The 16,956-nt window shown below is 68.4% G+C and carries 22 protein-coding genes; 19 read left to right on the forward strand and 3 right to left on the reverse strand.

Going from position 1 to position 16,956, the window contains the following annotated elements:
* Positions 1–726, forward strand: a complete 726-nt coding sequence (locus tag ACLSSQ_RS01990) for a YebC/PmpR family DNA-binding transcriptional regulator (protein ID WP_014235604.1) — start codon at positions 1–3, stop codon at positions 724–726.
* A 72-nt stretch (positions 727–798) separates the two neighbouring features.
* Positions 799–1,656 (forward strand): DMT family transporter, encoded by an 858-nt coding sequence (locus ACLSSQ_RS01995; RefSeq protein WP_416243650.1) that lies wholly within the window; start codon positions 799–801, stop codon positions 1,654–1,656.
* Here the strand turns inward: ACLSSQ_RS01995 and ACLSSQ_RS02000 are convergent.
* The gene (locus ACLSSQ_RS02000) at positions 1,653–2,123 is read right to left on the reverse strand and encodes a hemerythrin domain-containing protein (RefSeq protein WP_416243651.1); all 471 of its coding nucleotides are present in this window, start codon (positions 2,121–2,123) and stop codon (positions 1,653–1,655) included. The two genes, ACLSSQ_RS01995 and ACLSSQ_RS02000, sit on opposite strands and share 4 nt — an antisense overlap.
* A 219-nt stretch (positions 2,124–2,342) precedes the next feature.
* On the opposite strand from ACLSSQ_RS02000, the gene ruvC reads away from it, so the two are divergent.
* The 12 genes from ruvC (at position 2,343) to ACLSSQ_RS02060 (ending at position 10,974) form a co-directional block, all read left to right on the forward strand.
* Positions 2,343–2,948: a crossover junction endodeoxyribonuclease RuvC gene (gene ruvC, locus ACLSSQ_RS02005; RefSeq protein ID WP_172974744.1), complete on the forward strand. Its 606-nt coding sequence runs from the start codon at positions 2,343–2,345 to the stop codon at positions 2,946–2,948.
* Positions 2,945–3,529, forward strand: coding sequence for a Holliday junction branch migration protein RuvA (gene ruvA / locus ACLSSQ_RS02010; RefSeq protein WP_152089996.1), 585 nt, complete (start codon positions 2,945–2,947; stop codon positions 3,527–3,529). Before ruvC ends, ruvA begins: the two co-directional genes overlap by 4 nt.
* A gap of 74 nt (positions 3,530–3,603) precedes the next feature.
* Positions 3,604–4,686 carry a Holliday junction branch migration DNA helicase RuvB gene (ruvB, locus tag ACLSSQ_RS02015; protein ID WP_014235599.1) on the forward strand — a complete coding sequence of 361 codons (1,083 nt, stop codon included), beginning with the start codon at positions 3,604–3,606 and terminating at the stop codon, positions 4,684–4,686.
* Between the two features lie 58 nt (positions 4,687–4,744).
* Positions 4,745–5,170 carry a tol-pal system-associated acyl-CoA thioesterase gene (gene ybgC, locus ACLSSQ_RS02020; RefSeq protein ID WP_130459839.1) on the forward strand — a complete coding sequence of 142 codons (426 nt, stop codon included), beginning with the start codon at positions 4,745–4,747 and terminating at the stop codon, positions 5,168–5,170.
* Positions 5,167–5,844, forward strand: a complete 678-nt coding sequence (gene tolQ, locus ACLSSQ_RS02025; protein ID WP_014235597.1) for a protein TolQ — start codon at positions 5,167–5,169, stop codon at positions 5,842–5,844. The genes ybgC and tolQ overlap by 4 nt, the downstream gene beginning before the upstream one ends.
* 12 nt (positions 5,845–5,856) lie before the next feature.
* Entirely contained in the window at positions 5,857–6,255 is a 399-nt protein-coding gene (locus ACLSSQ_RS02030) for an ExbD/TolR family protein (protein ID WP_416243652.1), read from the forward strand.
* A 26-nt stretch (positions 6,256–6,281) separates the two neighbouring features.
* Complete coding sequence (locus tag ACLSSQ_RS02035; protein WP_232058783.1) at positions 6,282–7,082, forward strand: energy transducer TonB; 801 nt, start codon at positions 6,282–6,284, stop codon at positions 7,080–7,082.
* 94 nt (positions 7,083–7,176) lie between these two features.
* Positions 7,177–8,460 carry a Tol-Pal system beta propeller repeat protein TolB gene (tolB, locus tag ACLSSQ_RS02040; RefSeq protein WP_416243653.1) on the forward strand — a complete coding sequence of 428 codons (1,284 nt, stop codon included), beginning with the start codon at positions 7,177–7,179 and terminating at the stop codon, positions 8,458–8,460.
* 39 nt (positions 8,461–8,499) lie between these two features.
* Entirely contained in the window at positions 8,500–9,015 is a 516-nt protein-coding gene (pal, locus tag ACLSSQ_RS02045; RefSeq protein ID WP_014235593.1) for a peptidoglycan-associated lipoprotein Pal, read from the forward strand.
* Positions 9,016–9,017: 2 nt separating this feature from the next.
* Positions 9,018–9,794, forward strand: coding sequence for a tol-pal system protein YbgF (ybgF, locus tag ACLSSQ_RS02050; RefSeq protein WP_014235592.1), 777 nt, complete (start codon positions 9,018–9,020; stop codon positions 9,792–9,794).
* Between the two features lie 115 nt (positions 9,795–9,909).
* Complete coding sequence (queE, locus tag ACLSSQ_RS02055; protein WP_014235591.1) at positions 9,910–10,557, forward strand: 7-carboxy-7-deazaguanine synthase QueE; 648 nt, start codon at positions 9,910–9,912, stop codon at positions 10,555–10,557.
* Between the two features lie 45 nt (positions 10,558–10,602).
* On the forward strand, positions 10,603–10,974 hold the full coding sequence (locus ACLSSQ_RS02060) for a PilZ domain-containing protein (protein ID WP_205229733.1): 372 nt from the start codon (positions 10,603–10,605) through the stop codon (positions 10,972–10,974).
* 107 nt (positions 10,975–11,081) lie between these two features.
* Here the strand turns inward: ACLSSQ_RS02060 and ACLSSQ_RS02065 are convergent, their stop codons facing one another.
* Together ACLSSQ_RS02065 and cobU are read right to left on the reverse strand one after the other, a co-directional pair.
* Positions 11,082–11,534 carry a universal stress protein gene (locus ACLSSQ_RS02065; RefSeq protein WP_014235589.1) on the reverse strand — a complete coding sequence of 151 codons (453 nt, stop codon included), beginning with the start codon at positions 11,532–11,534 and terminating at the stop codon, positions 11,082–11,084.
* Between the two features lie 83 nt (positions 11,535–11,617).
* Complete coding sequence (cobU, locus tag ACLSSQ_RS02070) at positions 11,618–12,196, reverse strand: bifunctional adenosylcobinamide kinase/adenosylcobinamide-phosphate guanylyltransferase (protein ID WP_416243654.1); 579 nt, start codon at positions 12,194–12,196, stop codon at positions 11,618–11,620.
* 84 nt (positions 12,197–12,280) lie between these two features.
* On the opposite strand from cobU, the gene cobT reads away from it, so the two are divergent.
* The 5 genes from cobT to ACLSSQ_RS02095 are packed head-to-tail and all read left to right on the forward strand — an operon-like array spanning position 12,281 to position 16,948.
* Complete coding sequence (gene cobT, locus ACLSSQ_RS02075) at positions 12,281–13,336, forward strand: nicotinate-nucleotide--dimethylbenzimidazole phosphoribosyltransferase (RefSeq protein ID WP_416243655.1); 1,056 nt, start codon at positions 12,281–12,283, stop codon at positions 13,334–13,336.
* A 10-nt stretch (positions 13,337–13,346) separates the two neighbouring features.
* Entirely contained in the window at positions 13,347–14,123 is a 777-nt protein-coding gene (locus ACLSSQ_RS02080) for an adenosylcobinamide-GDP ribazoletransferase (protein WP_416244276.1), read from the forward strand.
* Positions 14,108–14,677, forward strand: coding sequence for a histidine phosphatase family protein (locus ACLSSQ_RS02085; protein WP_416243656.1), 570 nt, complete (start codon positions 14,108–14,110; stop codon positions 14,675–14,677). Before ACLSSQ_RS02080 ends, ACLSSQ_RS02085 begins: the two co-directional genes overlap by 16 nt.
* A gap of 31 nt (positions 14,678–14,708) precedes the next feature.
* Positions 14,709–15,812, forward strand: coding sequence for a putative lipopolysaccharide heptosyltransferase III (gene rfaQ, locus ACLSSQ_RS02090; protein WP_416243657.1), 1,104 nt, complete (start codon positions 14,709–14,711; stop codon positions 15,810–15,812).
* A complete protein-coding gene (locus ACLSSQ_RS02095) occupies positions 15,809–16,948 on the forward strand; it encodes a glycosyltransferase family 4 protein (RefSeq protein WP_416243658.1) in 1,140 nt (379 codons plus the stop codon). Before rfaQ ends, ACLSSQ_RS02095 begins: the two co-directional genes overlap by 4 nt.
* Positions 16,949–16,956: the final 8 nt, after the last annotated feature.

Below are 16,956 nucleotides of genomic sequence, written 5' to 3' on the forward strand. Positions count from 1 at the left end.
ATGGCCGGACACTCCAAATGGGCCAATATCCAGCACCGCAAGGGCCGTCAGGACGCCAAGCGGGGCAAGGTCTTCACCAAGCTGATCAAGGAAATCACCGTCGCCGCCAAGATGGGCGGGGGCGATCCGGCCATGAATCCGCGCCTGCGCCTGGCCATGGAAAAGGCCAAGGGCGAATCCATGCCCAAGGACAACATCGACAACGCCATCAAGCGCGGCACCGGCCAGCTGGAAGGCGTCAGCTATGAGGAAATCCGCTACGAAGGCTACGGCATCGGCGGCGCCGCAGTGATGGTGGACTGCCTCACCGACAACCGGGTGCGCACCGTGGCCGATGTGCGCCACGCCTTCAACAAGTACGGCGGCAACATGGGCACCGAAGGCTGCGTTTCCTTCCAGTTCAAGCACTGTGGCCAGATGCTGTTCGCCCCGGGCGCCGACGAGGCTGCCATCATGGATGCGGCCATCGAGGCCGGCGCCGACGACATCATCACCAACGACGACGGCTCCATCGAAGTGCTGACCCCGCCCAACGATCTGCTGAACGTGCAGGAAGCCCTGGAAAAGGCCGGCTTCAAGCCCGAGATGGCGGAAGTGACCATGAAGGCCCTGAACGAATCCGAACTGACCGGGGAAGACGCCCAGCGCATGCAGAAGCTGATCGACGCCCTGGAGTCCCTGGACGACGTGCAGGAGGTTTACACCTCCGCCGTGATGGACGAATAATCGGCCCGGTCTGCTTTTGTTCCCCCGAGAAAGCGGCGCCTGGCGCCGCTTTTTCTTTTGTCGCGAGGCCTCGTGCGCAAGTTCCTGCCCTTTCTCTTCGTGCTGCTGTGGAGCACCGGCTTCATCGGCGCCAAGTACGGCCTGCCCTATGCGGAGCCCCTGACCTTCCTCAGCGCCCGCTACCTCCTGGTGCTCGGACTGATGCTGCCGGTGGCCCTTGTATTTCGCGCCTCCTGGCCTGCCACCCGCCAGGAATGGCTGCACATCGGCTTCTCCGGGGTGCTGCTGCATGCGGTCTATCTCGGCGGCGTCTTCATGGCCATCCACCGCGGTCTGCCGGCCGGCATCACCGCCCTGGTGGTGGGCATGCAGCCCCTGCTGACCGCCCTGGGGGCCGGCTGGCTGCTGAGGGAGGCGGTCAGCCGGCGCCAGTGGCTGGGTCTGGTGCTGGGCCTGAGCGGCGTGGGTCTGGTGGTTTCCGGCAAGTTCGGCAGCCAGCCCCTGGCCGAGCTGCTGCCGGCCATCGTCCCGGCCCTGGTGGCCCTGCTCGGCATCACCCTGGGTACCCTGTACCAGAAGCGCTTCTGTCCTGCCTTCGACCTGCGTTCCGGCGCCGTCATCCAGTTCCTGCCGACGGCGGTGCTGACCCTGATGGTGGCCGGCGCCAGCGAGAGCCAGGAGATCGCCTGGAGCGGCACCTTCGTCTTCGCCCTGCTGTGGCTGGTGCTGGTGCTGTCGGTGGGCGCCATCAGCCTGCTCAACGTGCTCATCCGCAGCGGCAGCGCCGTCAATGTGGCCAGCCTGTTCTACCTGACGCCGCCTACCACCGCCCTCATCGCCTGGGCCGCCTTTGGCGAAACCCTCTCCGGCCCCGCCCTGGCGGGCATGGGGCTGGCCGTGGCCGGCGTGTACCTGGCGCGGCGGGCCTAGGCGGTGTACAGGGGGTAGAGAGTCGCTTCCTCGCGCTGGATGCGCTCCACCAGCACCTTGCCGACGCCGGCCAGTTCATCGACGAAGGCCGGGGCTAGCCCCGGCTCGGCGGCCAGGTTCTGGTACTTGCGCAGGAAGGTGGCCAGGGCCTTGCCGATGCCGTCCATCTCCTGGCGGAACTCGTGGATCAGGGCGAAGCTGGAGGGGTCGCCGGCCAGCTGGTGCTCCAGGTAGATGTAGAGGCGCACATTCTCGGTCAGCAGGTGGCCCTGCAGCCGTACCCGGAATTTTTCCAGCAGCGAGGCGGCCTCCGCCAGGTTGCCCTGGGCGGCGGCGCTCTGGATGGCGCCGAAGGCCTGCAGCAGCACCAGGTGCTCGTCGGTGAGTTGGTGCACCAGGGCCGGATGGTAGTGAATCTGGGTTCCCGGCGCCGGGCCGCTGCGGGCGGCCGGAACCGGCTCGGGCATGGGCGGGGCCTCGGGGGCGGGGGGCGGCGGTGAATCGCCAAAGATTTTGCGTAACAGTGACATGGTTCTCCCTCCTGCGACGGTGTGGACACAGGGAATTGGTTTTTATGCCTGCCAATTTGGGCGGGAGTCCATGACGAATCCTTAACCCGTGTCAAATTTCGGGCCTGCGGTCCCGTCGGGCGCGACAGGCGGCGTCCGCCCCCTTAGAATGCTGCCATGTCCGCCATCCCCCCCGTCTCCGCCAAGCCGAATGCCGCCGCCGCACCCGTGCCGGTGCGCATCCTCGGCATCGACCCGGGGCTGCGTTGCACCGGCTTCGGCCTCATCGACAAGCTGGGCAACAAGCTGGCCTACGTCAGCAGCGGCTGCATCCGCACCGACGACACCCGCACCCTGCCGGAGCGCCTGGAGGTGATCTACCAAGGCATCCGGGAAATCGTCGCCGCTCATGGTCCGGCCCAGGCGGCGGTGGAAAAGGTCTTTGTGAACGTCAATCCCCAGTCCACCCTGCTGCTGGGCCAGGCCCGCGGCGCCGCCATCACCGCCCTGGTGTCCACCGGCCTGCCGGTGGGCGAGTACACCGCCCTGCAGGTGAAGCAGGCGGTGGTGGGCAACGGCAAGGCGGCCAAGGAACAGGTGCAGCACATGGTCAAGCGCCTCCTCAGCCTGCCCGGCGACCCGTCCGCCGACGCCGCCGATGCCCTGGCCTGTGCCATCGCCCACGCCCACGGCGGCCAGGGTCTGGGCCACATCGCCACCGCCGGCCTGCGGGTGCGCGGCGGCCGCCTGATGGAAGCCCCCAATCCAAGGAAGAGAACATGATCGGAAGACTCACCGGCCTCCTGGCCGAAAAGAATCCCCCCCAGGTGGTCCTGGACGTGCAGGGCGTTGGCTACGAGGTGGATGTGCCCATGAGCACCTTCTACAACCTGCCGGGCAACGGCGACAAGGTGACCCTGCTGACCCACTTCGTGGTGCGGGAGGACGGCCATTTCCTTTTCGGCTTCCTCACCGAGGCGGAGCGTTTCGCCTTCCGCCAGCTGATCAAAATTTCCGGCGTCGGCCCGCGCATGGCCCTGGCCATTCTCTCCGGCCTTTCCGTCAGCGACCTGGCGGCGGCCATCTCCCGCCAGGAGGCCGGCCGCCTGACCAAGGTGCCGGGCATCGGCAAGAAGACTGCCGAGCGCCTGCTGCTGGAACTGAAGGACAAGCTGGCCCCGGTGGTGGGTGGCGGGGCCGCTGCGGCCCTGGTGGTGCACGACGACCAGTCGGACATCCTCAATGCGCTGCTGGCCCTGGGTTACAACGAGCGGGAAGCCGCCGCCGCCCTCAAGCAGTTGCCCGCCGGCAGCGGCGTTTCGGACGGCATCCGCCAGGCCCTCAAACTGCTGGCCAAGCCCTGAGGGGGCGGCGGGAGTAAAATGGCGGCTTACCGGGCCTCGCCCGCCGCACTTTCCAGGCTCACTCCAGGCTTTCCATGATCGAAACCGATTCCTTTGATTCCTCCTTCGACGCCGACGCCGGCCGTCTCATCGGCGCCGAGAGCAAGTCGGCCCAGGAGGAAGCCATCGAGCGCGCCCTGCGGCCCAAGCGCCTGGCGGATTACGTCGGTCAGGCCAAGATCCGGGAGCAGCTCTCCATTTTCATCCACGCCGCCAAGCGGCGCAGCGAGGCCCTCGACCACGTCCTGCTGTTCGGCCCGCCGGGCCTGGGCAAGACCACCCTGGCCCACATCGTGGCCGCCGAGATGGGGGTGAACCTGCGCCAGACCTCGGGACCGGTGCTGGAGCGGGCCGGCGACCTGGCCGCCATCCTGACCAACCTGGAACCGCACGACGTGCTGTTCATCGACGAAATCCACCGTCTCAGTCCGGTGGTGGAGGAAATTCTCTACCCGGCCCTGGAGGATTTCCAGATCGACATCATGATCGGCGAGGGCCCGGCGGCCCGCTCGGTGAAGCTGGACCTGCCGCCCTTCACCCTGGTGGGCGCCACCACCCGGGCCGGCATGCTGACCAACCCCCTGCGGGACCGCTTCGGCATCGTCGCCCGGCTGGAGTTCTACAACGCCCAGGAACTGACCCACATCGTCACCCGCTCGGCCCAGCTGCTCAACGTGGCCATCGAGCCGGAAGGGGCCCTGGAGATCGCCCGCCGCTCCCGCGGCACGCCCCGCATCGCCAACCGCCTGCTGCGTCGGGTGCGGGACTACGCCGAGGTCAAGGCCGACGGCATCATTACCCGGGAGGTGGCCGACGCCGCCCTCTCCATGCTGGACGTGGACCACGGCGGCCTGGACCTGATGGACCGCAAGCTGCTCTCTGCCGTGATCGATAAGTTCGCCGGCGGTCCGGTGGGGGTGGACAACCTGGCCGCCGCCATCGGCGAGGCCCGGGACACCATCGAGGACGTGCTGGAACCCTACCTGATCCAGCAGGGCTACCTGCAGCGCACCCCCCGGGGCCGCATCGCCACCCCGGCCATCTACCGCCACCTGGGGCTGGAGGCGCCCGGCACCCCGGCCGCCACGCCCGACCTGTGGTCCCCCAAGGAGCAATGAGGACGGCTGTTACAGACTGTCATCGTCCCCAGGCCCCGAGCCGCCTAGAATTACGCCCATGAGCCATCCTGCCGACCACGCCTTCACCATTCCGGTCCGCGTCTATTACGAGGACACGGATGCGGGCGGCGTGGTCTACTACGCCAACTACCTGCGCTTTTTCGAGCGCTGCCGCACCGAATGGCTGCGCAGCATCGGCCATCACCAGGTGGACCTGCTGGCGGAGCAGGGCGTCGCCTTCGTCGTCCGTTCCGTCAGTTGCGACTACCTGCGGCCGGCCCGGCTCGACGACCTGCTGACCATCGGCCTGGCCGTGGAAAAGCTCGGCCGCGCCCAGATCACCTTCCGCCAGTTCGCCCGTCGCCACGGCAGCGACGACGACCTGGTTAGCGGTACCGTCCAGATCGTTTGCGTCAAGCTGGACGCCATGAAAACCACCCCCATTCCCGAATTCCTGCGCGAGAAACTGGAAGCCCTGCAATGAACGTCACCCAAGACCTTTCCATCCTTTCCCTCATCACCCAGGCCAGCGCCGTCGTCCAGGTCGTCATGGCCCTGCTGGCTGGCGTCTCCTTCATGTCCTGGTACTACATCTTCCGCAAGCTCTATGCGGTGAAGAATGCGCGCAACCAGACCGAGCAGTTCGAGCGGGACTTCTGGAGCGGCGGCGACCTCAACCGCCTCTACCAGAATGCCGTCGAACAGCGCCACGACACCGGCGCCATGGAGCGGGTGTTCGAGGCCGGCTTCCGGGAATTCACCAAGCTGCGCAACCAGAAGAACCTGGAAGCCAAGGACGTGGTGGACGGCTCCCGCCGCGCCATGCGCGCCACCTACCAGCGGGAGATCGACGACCTGGAATCCCACCTGGCCTTCCTCGCCTCCGTCGGCTCCGTTTCCCCCTACATCGGCCTCTTCGGCACCGTGTGGGGCATCATGCATGCCTTCCGCGGCCTCTCCAACGTGGGCCAGGCGACCTTGGCCTCCGTCGCCCCCGGTATTGCCGAAGCCCTGGTGGCCACGGCCATCGGCCTCTTTGCCGCCATCCCCGCGGTGCTGGCCTACAACCGCTTCGCCCACGACATCGACCGCCTCTCCACCCGCTTCGAGAGTTTCATGGAAGAGTTCTCCAACATCCTGCAGCGGCAGATGCGTTAAGGGGCCGGAGCCATGCGTCCGCGTCGCCTTAAAAACGAAATCAACGTCGTTCCCTACATCGACGTCATGCTGGTGCTGCTGGTCATCTTCATGGTGGCCACGCCCATGATGCAGACCGGCTCGGTGGACCTGCCCTCCGCCGGCAAGTCCTCCGCCGTGCCGGAAAATCCCTACCGGGTCATGGTCAAGGCCGACGGCAGCATTGCCGTGCAGGATGCCCGGGGCAAGGAAAAGTCCATCGACCGCCGCCAGCTCAACGACCTGCTGGCGACCGAGCTGGAGGCCAACCCGGAACTGCCGGTGCTGGTGGTGGGCGACAAGGCCGCCCGCTACGACGCCGTGCTCGAGGTGCTGGACCAGATCAAGCTGCAGAACATCAAGCGGGTCGGCCTGGAGACCGTGCGCAAGTGAGTTCCCCGATGAAAGCCGGAACGGACATGCCCTTCGAACGGCGGGCGGAGCCGGGCAAGCGCAAGGCCCTGATCCTGGCGATCCTGGTGCACCTGCTGCTGGCCATCTTCCTCTTCTTCGGCATCCGCTGGCAGACCAAGCACGAGGCGGTGGAGGTCGAACTGTGGAGCGACGTGCCCCAGGGCGCCTACAAGCCGCCCCCGCCGCCTCCGGAACCGAAGCCCGTGCCCAAACCGGAGCCGAAGCCCGAACCCAAGCCCGAGGTGAAACCGGACCCGAAGCCGGCGCCCAAGCCCGACATCGTGCTCAAGGAAGAGAAGAAAAAGCCGGAGCCGAAAAAGGAAGAGCCGAAACCCGAACCCAAGAAGGAGGAGAAGAAGCCCGAGACTCCCGACTGGCAGAAGGAACTGGAACGGGACCAGCGGGACCTCAAGCAGCGCCAGCGTGAGCAGGCCCTGAAGGAACAGCTGAGCCGGGAAATGAACATGCAGCAGGCCGCCGGCAAGGAGGCTGCCGCCGCCTCTTCCCGCAGCAAGGGCCTGGCTTCCTACGTGGACAAGATCCGCGCCAAGGTGCGGGGCAACCTGGGCTTCGTCAGCGTCAGCGGCAATCCCACGGCCAAGTTCCTGGTGACCCAGTTGCCCAGCGGCGAGATCATCAGCGCCCGCATGACACGTTCCAGCGGCGTGCCGGCCTACGACAGCGCCGTCGAACGGGCCATCATGAAGTCCTCGCCTCTGCCCCTGCCCGACGACAAGTCGGCTTTCCACCGGGAGCTGGAGCTGACCTTCTGTCCCCAGGAAGGGACTTCCGGCTGCTCCCCCTGATTCTTTGTCATTCCCCCTTACGTTACCTTTCGTTACGCGGCAGCGTCGGGGGCTTTGGGTATAATCGGACCTTTTTCCGGCCCAGGTTTCTTCAATGACCGTGATTGCGCGCTATGTTTCCCGGATTCTGCTCGGCTTGTCCCTGCTTGCCGCCCTGGGGGGCGCCCACGCCCAGCTAGCCATTGAAATCACCGGTGCCGGCGCCCATCGCCTGCCCATCGCCATCGCCGACTTTGCCGGCGAACCGGGCTACTCCCGGGCCCTGACCTCGGTCATCCGCGCCGACCTAGAGCGTTCCGGCCTGTTCCGTCTGGTGGAGCCGGGCCCGACCCCCATCAGCGAAAACGACAACGTGGATTTCGGTGCCTGGAAGAACAAGGGCGCCGACGCCTTCGTCGGCGGCAGCCTGGTGGCCGATGCCGGCGGCAAGTTCGAAGCCCGTTTCCGCCTCTACGACGTTTCCAAGCAGGCCTCCCTGGGCGGCGTCGCCTTCGTCACCACCCCCAACATGCTGCGCGCCGCCGGCCACCGCATCGCCGACTACATCTACGAGAAACTGATCGGCGAAAAGGGCTACTTCTCCACCCGCATCGCCTACGTGGTCAAGCAGGCCGGCCGCTACGAGCTGCAGATCGCCGATGCCGACGGCCAGAATGCCCAGCCGGCCCTGGTTTCCAAGGAGCCCATCATTTCCCCCGCCTGGTCGCCCGATGGCGGCCGTCTGGCCTACGTCTCCTTCGAGAACAAGAAGCCGGTGGTGTACGTGCATACCCTGGCCACCGGCCGGCGCACCGTGGTGGCCAACTTCAAGGGCTCCAACTCGGCGCCCGCCTGGGCCCCGGACGGCCGCCGCCTGGCGGTGACCCTGTCCAAGGACGGCGGCTCCCAGATCTATCTGGTCAATGCGGACGGCTCCGGTGCCCAGCGCCTGATGAGTTCCTCCTCCATCGACACCGAACCCCAGTTCTCGCCCGATGGCGAAAGCATCTACTTCACCTCCGACCGGGGCGGCGCCCCCCAGATCTACCGGGTTTCCGTCGGCGGCGGTACGGCCCAGCGCGTCACCTTCGACGGCTCCTACAACGTTTCCCCCCGCCTCTCGCCGGATGGCCGCAGCATGGCCTTCATCTCCCGCAACGGCGGCCGCTTCCAGCTGGCCATCATGGACCTGGCGAGCAAGCAGGTGCAGATACTCACCGATTCCCACAAGGATGAATCCCCCAGTTTCGCTTCCAATGGCCGCATGATCCTGTTCGCCACGGAAATGGGCGGGCGGGGCGTCCTTTCCGCTGTTTCGTCCGATGGTCGGGTCAAGCAGCGCCTTTCCGTCTCCGCCGGCGATGTTCGCGAACCGGCGTGGGGCCCTTACCTGAAGTAACGCGACGCAGCACCCATTTACCCCTAGGAGTACCGAAACATGCGCAAACTGGCTCTTCCCGCTCTCATCGCTTCTCTCTTCGTGCTGGCCGGCTGCGGCAGCCAGCCCGCCGCCCCGGAACAGTCCGGCGCCGGCGTCGAAAACCGTAGCGCCACTGCCACCGGCGTCGGCGGCGGCGATGTGGGCATGAAGCCCTACAACGATCCGAAGAACGTCCTCTACAAGCGCAGCGTGTACTTCGACTACGACAAGTTCGACATCAAGCCCGAGTACAAGGAACTGGTCGCCGCCCACGCCAAGTATCTGGCCGCCAACAAGGGCACCAAGATCCTGATCCAGGGCAACACCGACGAACGCGGCTCCCGCGAGTACAACCTGGCCCTGGGTCAGAAGCGTTCCGACGCCGTGAAGAAGGCCCTGTCCCTGCTGGGCGTACGTGAAGAGCAGCTGGAATCCGTGAGCCTGGGCGAAGAAAAGCCGAAGGCTGAAGGCAACGACGAGGCCGCTTACGCCGAAAACCGTCGCGCCGACATCCTCTACAGCGGCGAGTTCTAAGCATGATGCGCCGGCTCGTTCCCTCGGCGGCGCTTCTGGCAGCCCTCTGGGTGGCCGGGCCGGCACACGCCGGCCTCTTCGACGACGAAGAGGCCCGGCGCCAGATCAACGATCTCAAGGCTCAGACCACCGAGCGTCTGGACACGGCGTCCCGGGCCCAGATCGAACTGTCCAACCAGATCGAGTCCATGCGCTCCGAAATGGCCAAGCTGCGCGGCCAGGTGGAAGTGCTGACCTACGAACTGGAGGCAGCGCAAAAACGCCAGAAGGATTTCTACATCGACCTGGATACCCGCCTGCGCAAGCTGGAAGGTCCCTCCGCTCCCGGCGCCGCCAATCCGCCGGCCGGGGAAGAGGGCGCTCCCGCCGCCGCTGCGGCAGCTCCGGCGCCTGCCAAGTCGGACCCGGCCCAGGAAGCGAAGGAATACGAAGCGGCCCTCAACCAGTTCAAGGCCGGCAAGTACAAGGAAGCCGCCGGCGCCCTGGAGGCCTTCGTCAAAAATCATCCCGCCAGCACCCTGGCGCCGTCGGCCCAGTACTGGCTGGGCAACAGCCATTTCGCCCAGCGCGACTGCAAGAAGGCCATCGAGGTGCAGAATGCCCTGGTGGCCAAGTGGCCGGAAAGCCCCAAGGCTTCCGACGCCCTGCTCAACGCCGCCACCTGCCAGCAGGAACTGGGCGACGCCAAGGGCGCGCGCAAGACCCTGGAAACCCTGGTGGCCAAGTACCCCAGCAGCCAGGCCGCCGAATCGGCCCGCCAGCGCCTGAAGAAGAAGTAGGCGCCGGCAGGATCGGCGCAGATCATGCGGGGAACGGCTGACGTTCCCCGTTGTCTTTTGCAGCGCCCCTTTTGCCGAACCGGCCCAATCGATAGCCCTTTTCCCGCCGCCGCCCATGACCGCTCCGACGCTGAAGATCAGCGAAATTTTCTACTCCCTGCAGGGGGAAACCTCCCGTACCGGCCTGCCTACGGTCTTCGTGCGTCTCACCGGCTGCCCCCTGCGCTGCGTCTGGTGCGACACCGCCTATTCCTTCTCCGGCGGCACCCTGATGAGCCTGCCGGCGATCCTGGCCGAAGTGGCGCGTCACCCCACCCAGCGGGTCTGCGTCAGTGGCGGCGAACCCCTGGCCCAGAAGAACTGCCTGCCCCTGCTTACCGCCCTGTGCGATGCGGGCTGCGACGTTTCCCTGGAAACCAGCGGCGCCCTGGATGTTTCCGGCGTCGATCCCCGGGTGTCGAAAATCGTGGACCTGAAGGCGCCGGGCTCCGGCGAGGTGGAGCGCAACCTGTGGTCCAACCTGGAGTACCTGACGCCCCACGACGAGCTGAAGCTGGTGCTGGCCGACCGGGCCGACTACGACTGGGCCGTGGCCCAGTTGCGCCAGCATGGCCTGATCGGCCGCTGTCCCATCCTCATGGCGCCGGTGCAGGGCAGCCTGGAGCCGGGCACCCTGGCCGACTGGATTCTCGCCGACGGCCTGCCGGTGCGCCTGCAGGTGCAGTTGCACAAGCTGCTTTGGGGTAACATGCGAGGGAAATAAGGGCGCCCGGCCAACCCCTGGCGGCGCCCCAGCGAGGAGACTCCCATGAGCCAGGAACGCCGTCATTTCAGCCGCATCCATTTCCTCAGCAACGCCTACCTGACCACCGCCAGTGGCGGCCGCCACATCGGCGAAATCCGCGACCTCTCCCTCAAAGGGGCGCTGGTGGCCATGGCCTCGGGCTGGCAGGGCCGCTCCGGCGAAGGCTGCAAGCTGGAGATTCCCCTCAACCACAGCGATGCGGTGGTGGTCATGGAAGGCCACCTGGCCCACGTGGGCGACAACAACACGGTGGGCATCCGCTGCGAATCCATCGACCTGGACAGCATCAGCCACCTGCGCCGCCTGGTGGAACTGAACCTGGGCGACCCGGAGCTGCTCAACCGGGAACTATCGGCCCTGGTCAGCCACGACTGATCCCCGCCCGACTTCTTCCCAGCCAAGATTTCCCTGCCAAGAAAAAAGGCCGGATGCCCTTTCGGGTATCCGGCCTTTTTGTTTTGCGGCAGCTCTTGGGTGAGCGCTTACTCGCCTCGTACCAGCAGGATGGAGCAGGAGGCGCGGCGCACCACGCGCTCGGCCACGCTGCCGACGAAATAGCGTTCCAGGCCGCGGCGGCCGTGGGTGCCCAGGATCAGCAGGTCGGCCTTCCAGGCTTCGGCGGTGTCCGCCAGGATGTCGGAAACGTGCTTCTTCTCCGAATCCACCACCTTCAGTTCGGGCTCGATGCCGGCGGCCCGGGCGGTGGCGGCGGCCTTCTCCAGGAAGGCGCGGGCGGCGGTGCGCAGTTGGGATTCCACTTCGCCGATGGGGGTGGGGGCCAGGCTTTCCACATTGGAGCGGGCCAGGATGGTTTCGTCGATGGCGTGGGCGATGCAGAGGGCGGCACCGTGGGCCTTGGCCAGGGAGGCCGCCTCGGCCAGGACCCGCTGGGTCATGAAGCTGTCGTCGATGGCGACCAGGATGCGCTTGTACATGGGTGAATCTCCCCGGGACGTTGGATTGTTGGGCGCCAAGATACACCGGCCCCGGGGGGCGGCGAAACGGGGATTTTCCCTAATCAGGCGGCGCTGCCGCCCGGGGCCTTGAGGCTCAGGGGCAGGCCGGCGGCCACCAGGGTGACCTGTTCGCAGGCGGCCCCGACCCGCTGATTGAGGCGCCCCTGCTCGTCGCCGAAGAGGCGGGAGACCGGGTGCATGGGCACGATGCCCCAGCCCACCTCGTTGGAGACCAGGATGATGTGGCCGGGCAGGGTCGGCAGGAGTTCCACCAGAGCCTGGGTCTGGCCCTGCAGCAGGGGGCAGTGCACCACCTCGCCGGCTTCGGCCTGGCGCGCCGCCTCGCCCGCAAAGAGCAGGTTGGACAGCCACAGGGTCAGGCAATCCACCAGCAGGCAGCGCTGGGGCGAGGCTTCCCGGGCCAGCAGGGCGGCCAGTTCCAGGGGCTCCTCGCGCAGGCCCCAGTGGGCGGGACGGCGCTCCCGGTGGTGGGCGATGCGGCGGGCCATTTCCCCGTCCCGGGACTGGGCCGTGGCCACATAAACCACTTCCAGGCCGCTGGCGGCGGCCCGCTGTTCGGCCAGGGCGCTCTTGCCGGAGCGGGCGCCGCCGATGATCAGTTCGCGCAGGGCTTTTTCCATGGGCGAGAGGGTAGCACAGGGGCGGGGCGGCTTCGGGGCGGCGGGTATAATGGCCGGCTTCACTTCCCCTCGCGTGTCGCTCCCATGTCCCTGCCCAACTTCCAGATTGCCGCTCCCGCCGTCGACATCCTGCCGGCCCTGCGCCACAAGATCGATACCAAGACCAAGCCCGTGGGCGCCCTGGGCCAGCTGGAAAACCTGGCCCTGCTGATCGGCCTGATCCAGCAGAGCCTGGCGCCGGCGGTGCGGCAGCCGGAAGTGATCGTCTTCGCTGGCGACCATGGCGCCGCCAAGGCCGGCGTTTCCGCCTATCCCCAGGACGTGACCTGGCAGATGGTGGAGAACTTCCTCGCCGGCGGCGCCGGCATCAACGTCTTCGCCCGCCTCAACGGCGTCGCCCTGACCGTGGTGGATGCGGGCGTGGCCCACGATTTCGCCCCCCGGGAAGGGCTGCTGTCGGCCAAGATCGCTCCCGGCACCGCCAACTACCTGGAAGGGGCCGCCATGAGCGCCGCCCAGCGGGACGAAGCCATCGCCGCCGGTGTCGCCGCGGTGCGGGCCGCCGCCGCCCGGGGCTGCAACGTCATCGGCTTCGGCGAGATGGGCATCGGCAACACCGCCGCCGCCTCCCTCATGACCCACTGCCTGACCGGCGCCAGCCTGCCCGAGTGCGTCGGCCGCGGCACCGGCCTGGACGACGCCGGCCTCTCCCGCAAGCGCAACCTGCTGGCCCAGGCCATGACCCGCTACCGCCAGGCCGGCGGCGGCGACGACGCCCTGGAGGTGCTGGCCCAGTTCGGCGGCTTCGAGATCGCCCAGATGGTGGGGGCCTTCCTGGCCGCCGCCGAAGCCAAAATGCTGATCCTGGTGGACGGCTTCATCGTCACCTCAGCCCTGCTGGTGGCGGCCCGCCTGCAGCCGGAGGTGCTGGGCTACTGCGTCTTCTGCCACAACTCGGCCGAGCCCGGCCATCGCGCCCAGCTCGAGCACTTCGGCGCCACTGCCCTGCTGGACCTGGGCCTGCGCCTGGGCGAAGGCACCGGCGCCGCCCTGGCCCTGCCCCTGGTGCGGGCCGCCGTGGCCTTCCTCAACGAAATGGCCAGCTTCGAGTCGGCCGGCGTCAGCGACAAGGAAGCCTGAGGCCGTGGCCATGGGCTGCCTGCGCCGGGAGCTGGAATACTTCTTCGGCGCCCTGCGTTTCTTCACCCGCCTGCCGGTGCCGGCCTGGGTCGGCCACTCCAGCGAGGGTCTCAACCGGGCGGCCCGCTATTTCCCGGCGGTGGGCCTGCTGGTGGGCGCCATCGCCGCCCTGGCCTTTGCCCTGGCCGCCCTGGTGTGGCCCAAGGCCCTTGCCGTGCTGGCCGCCATGGCCGCCACCATCTACGTCACCGGCGCCTTCCACGAGGACGGCCTATCGGACATGGTGGACGGCTTCGGCGGCGGCTGGACCCGGGAGCAGGTGCTGACCATCATGAAGGACTCCCGGGTCGGCAGTTACGGCGTCGTCGCCATCGTCCTGGTGCTCCTGGGCAAGTTCCTGGCCCTTTTCGCCCTGTCTGCCGCGGCCCTGCCGGCGGCCCTGGTGGCCGGTCATGCCGTCTCCCGGGGTTGCGCCACGGTGCTGCTGAAAAGCCTGGATTACGTGCGCGAGGACCAGCTGGCCAAGGCCAAGCCCCTGGCCACCCGCATGGGCGCCGGCGAGCTGGCCCTGGCCCTGTGCTTCGCCCTGGCCGGCGTCGCCCTGCTCGCGCTCTATCTGCCCCCGGCCAACCTGGCCATGGCCCTGCTGCTGGCCGCCGCCTGCACCCTGTGGCTGGGCCGCCTGATGCGGCGGCGCCTGGGGGGCTATACCGGCGACTGCCTGGGCGCCGCCCAGCAGGGCAGCGAACTGGCCTTCTACCTGGGGCTGCTGTGGACCTTTTCCTGATCCGCCATCCCCGGCCCCTGGTGGCCGAGGGCATCTGCTACGGCAGCACCGACCTGGCCCTGGCCGAACCTGCGGCTGTCGCGGCGGCCCGCCTGCGGCCCCTGCTGCCGACGGATGCGCCCCTCCATTCCAGCCCCCTGCGGCGCTGCCTCGAACTGGCCCGGGCCATCGGCCCGGAAGCAGCGACGGACGCCCGTCTCCAGGAGCTGCACTTCGGCCACTGGGAAGGACGGGCCTGGGACGACATCCACCGCCAGGACCCGGGCGTGCTGGACCGCTGGGCGGCGGATACGGCGAACGCCGCGCCCCACGGCGGCGAGACGGCAGCCCAGTTGCAGGCCCGGGCCCTGGCCTGGGTGGCGGAACAGGCCGCGGCCGGGGATGGGGAGCGGGCCCTGGTGGTGGTGACCCACAGCGGCGTGCTCAAGGCCCTCTTCGGCCACTGGCTGGGTCTGGCCCCGGCCGACTGGTTCCGCCTGCATTTCGACTATGCCGGCGTCAGCCGGGTGCAGCTGGATGCCCAGGGCGCCCGGGTGCGCTTCCTCAACCGCTAAAAGGGCTGCGAAGCCGGTAAAATCCCGAGCCATGGCCGAAACCTATCTTCCCGATGCCGTTCCCCTCGACCAGGTGCGCCGCGCCCTGGTGATCAAGCTGCGCCACCACGGCGACGTGCTGCTGTCGGCGCCGGTGTTCGCCGCCCTCAAGGCGGCGGCGCCCCAGGCCCACATCGACGCCCTGGTGTACCGGGACACGGCGGAGATGCTGAGCCAGCATCCGGCCATCGACACCGTGCACTGCATCGACCGGCAATGGAAGAAGCTCGGCCCCTGGGGCCACCTGCGGGCCGAATGGCAGCTGTTGCAGAGCCTGCGCCATCCCGGTTACGACCTGGTGATTCACCTCACCGACCATCCCCGGGGCGCCTGGCTGGCCCGGGCCGTCGGCGCCCGCTGGGCCGTGGGGCCCAAGGTCAGGGGTCGGGGCGGTTTCTGGCAGAACAGCTTCACCCATTTCGTCGGCGCTCCGGGCAATGCCCTGCGCCACACGGTGGAGCGCAACCTGGACGCCCTGCGCCGCATCGGCCTCTATCCGGCGCCGGATCAGCGGCGCCTGTCCCTGGTGCCCGGCATGGAAGCGGAGCGCCGGGTGGGCCAGCTGCTGGCGGACCAGGGGCTGGGCGGCAAGCCCTTCGTGCATCTGCATCCTGCCTCCCGCTGGCGCTTCAAGTGCTGGACCGCGGAGGCTATGGCTGCCGTCATCAACGGCCTCCAGGCCGAGGGCTGGCCGGTGGTGATCTCCGCCGCGCCGGACCCGGCCGAGCGGGAGATGGTGGCCGCCATCCAGGCCGGCCTGGCCCGTTCCGCGGTGGACCTCTCCGGCCAGCTGAGCCTGAAGGAACTGGCGGCCCTGGCCGGCCGGGCCCGCCTCTTCATCGGCGTGGACTCGGCCCCCATGCACATCGCCGCCGCCATGGGCACGCCCGTGGTGGCCCTCTTCGGCCCTTCCGGCGACAAGGAGTGGGGCCCCTGGGGCGTGCCCTCCCGGGTCATCGTCAGCCAGGACCACCCCTGCCGCCCCTGCGGCATCGACGGCTGCGGCGGCGGCAAGGTCAGCGACTGCCTGGTCTCCCTGCCGCCGGCCACGGTGCTGGCCGCCGCCCGGGAACTGCTGGCGGAGCCTGCCGTTTGAAAATCGCCATCGTCCGTCAGCGCTACAACCCCTACGGCGGCGCCGAGCGCTTCGTCGAGCGGGCCCTGGGGGCCCTGGTGCAGGAAGGGGCCCAGGTCACCCTTATCACCCGCTCCTGGGATGGCGCCCCCGCTGCCGGCTTCGCCCAGATCACCTGCGATCCGCCCTATTCGCGCCTGTGGGGCGGCCGCGCCGCCCGGGATGCCTCCTTCGCCCGCTGCGCCCAGCAGGCCATGGCCGCGGGCGGCTTCGACATCACCCAGAGCCACGAACGCATTCCCGGCTGCCGCATTTTCCGCGCCGGCGACGGCGTCCATGCCGCCTGGCTGGAGCACCGGGCCCGGGCCCGGGGCGGCCTGACCCGCTGGCTGGACCGGCTCTCCGGCTTCCACCGCTACATCCTGGCCCAGGAGCGGGCCATGCTGACCCACCCGGCCCTGGCCCGGGTGATCTGCAATTCCCGCCTGGTGGCGGAGGAAATGCAGCGCTACTACGGGGTGCCGGAAGAAAAGCTGGTGCTGATCGAAAACGGGGTGGACCTGGAGCATTTCCATCCCCGCCTGGCCGCCGCCCACCGGCTGGAGCTGCGGGGCCGCCTCGGCATTGCGGCGGAGGCGCCCCTGTTTCTCTACGTCGGCGGCGGTTTCGAGCGCAAGGGCGTCCCCCGCCTGCTGCGGGCCTTCGCCGCCATGGCCAGCCAGGAGGCGCACCTGCTGGTCGTCGGCGGGGATCGTAGCCTGAAAGCCATGTCCCGCCTGGCTGCCAGCCTTGGCATCGGCGAAAGGGTCGTCTTTACTGGCCCCCAGAAGGATGTGCGGCCCTATTACGGTGCCGCCGACGCCTTCGTCCTGCCCACCCTCTACGACCCCATGCCCAACGCCGCCCTGGAGGCCCTGGCCTGCGGTCTGCCCACCATCACCAGCACCAGCTGCGGCATCGCCGCCCGCATCCGGGCAGGGGAGAACGGTTACGTGGGCGACGCCCTCGACCTGCCCCGGCTCACCCGCCACCTGGATGCCCTGGCCGCACCGGGCCGGGCCGCCGCCATGCGGGATGCGGCCCGGGCTTCGGTGCAGGACCTCTCCCTCGCCGCCATGGCCGAGCGGCTGGTGGCCCTTTACCGCAGCCTGGCCTAGCCGAGCGG

Source organism: Azospira sp. APE16, from assembly GCF_047901315.1.
GTDB lineage: Bacteria > Pseudomonadota > Gammaproteobacteria > Burkholderiales > Rhodocyclaceae > Azospira > Azospira oryzae.

What these genes read in the sequence shown, in the direction of transcription:
- ACLSSQ_RS01990 (WP_014235604.1), top strand. Translation starts at nt 1, where the DNA reads ATGGCCGGACACTCCAAATGGGCCAATATCCAGCACCGCAAGGGCCGT.
- ACLSSQ_RS02000 (WP_416243651.1), bottom strand. Translation starts at nt 2,123, where the DNA reads ATGCCCGAGCCGGTTCCGGCCGCCCGCAGCGGCCCGGCGCCGGGAACC.
- ruvC (WP_172974744.1), top strand. Translation starts at nt 2,343, where the DNA reads ATGTCCGCCATCCCCCCCGTCTCCGCCAAGCCGAATGCCGCCGCCGCA.
- ruvA (WP_152089996.1), top strand. Translation starts at nt 2,945, where the DNA reads ATGATCGGAAGACTCACCGGCCTCCTGGCCGAAAAGAATCCCCCCCAG.
- ruvB (WP_014235599.1), top strand. Translation starts at nt 3,604, where the DNA reads ATGATCGAAACCGATTCCTTTGATTCCTCCTTCGACGCCGACGCCGGC.
- ybgC (WP_130459839.1), top strand. Translation starts at nt 4,745, where the DNA reads ATGAGCCATCCTGCCGACCACGCCTTCACCATTCCGGTCCGCGTCTAT.
- tolQ (WP_014235597.1), top strand. Translation starts at nt 5,167, where the DNA reads ATGAACGTCACCCAAGACCTTTCCATCCTTTCCCTCATCACCCAGGCC.
- ACLSSQ_RS02030 (WP_416243652.1), top strand. Translation starts at nt 5,857, where the DNA reads ATGCGTCCGCGTCGCCTTAAAAACGAAATCAACGTCGTTCCCTACATC.
- ACLSSQ_RS02035 (WP_232058783.1), top strand. Translation starts at nt 6,282, where the DNA reads ATGCCCTTCGAACGGCGGGCGGAGCCGGGCAAGCGCAAGGCCCTGATC.
- tolB (WP_416243653.1), top strand. Translation starts at nt 7,177, where the DNA reads ATGACCGTGATTGCGCGCTATGTTTCCCGGATTCTGCTCGGCTTGTCC.
- pal (WP_014235593.1), top strand. Translation starts at nt 8,500, where the DNA reads ATGCGCAAACTGGCTCTTCCCGCTCTCATCGCTTCTCTCTTCGTGCTG.
- ybgF (WP_014235592.1), top strand. Translation starts at nt 9,018, where the DNA reads ATGATGCGCCGGCTCGTTCCCTCGGCGGCGCTTCTGGCAGCCCTCTGG.
- queE (WP_014235591.1), top strand. Translation starts at nt 9,910, where the DNA reads ATGACCGCTCCGACGCTGAAGATCAGCGAAATTTTCTACTCCCTGCAG.
- ACLSSQ_RS02060 (WP_205229733.1), top strand. Translation starts at nt 10,603, where the DNA reads ATGAGCCAGGAACGCCGTCATTTCAGCCGCATCCATTTCCTCAGCAAC.
- ACLSSQ_RS02065 (WP_014235589.1), bottom strand. Translation starts at nt 11,534, where the DNA reads ATGTACAAGCGCATCCTGGTCGCCATCGACGACAGCTTCATGACCCAG.
- cobU (WP_416243654.1), bottom strand. Translation starts at nt 12,196, where the DNA reads ATGGAAAAAGCCCTGCGCGAACTGATCATCGGCGGCGCCCGCTCCGGC.
- cobT (WP_416243655.1), top strand. Translation starts at nt 12,281, where the DNA reads ATGTCCCTGCCCAACTTCCAGATTGCCGCTCCCGCCGTCGACATCCTG.
- ACLSSQ_RS02080 (WP_416244276.1), top strand. Translation starts at nt 13,347, where the DNA reads ATGGGCTGCCTGCGCCGGGAGCTGGAATACTTCTTCGGCGCCCTGCGT.
- rfaQ (WP_416243657.1), top strand. Translation starts at nt 14,709, where the DNA reads ATGGCCGAAACCTATCTTCCCGATGCCGTTCCCCTCGACCAGGTGCGC.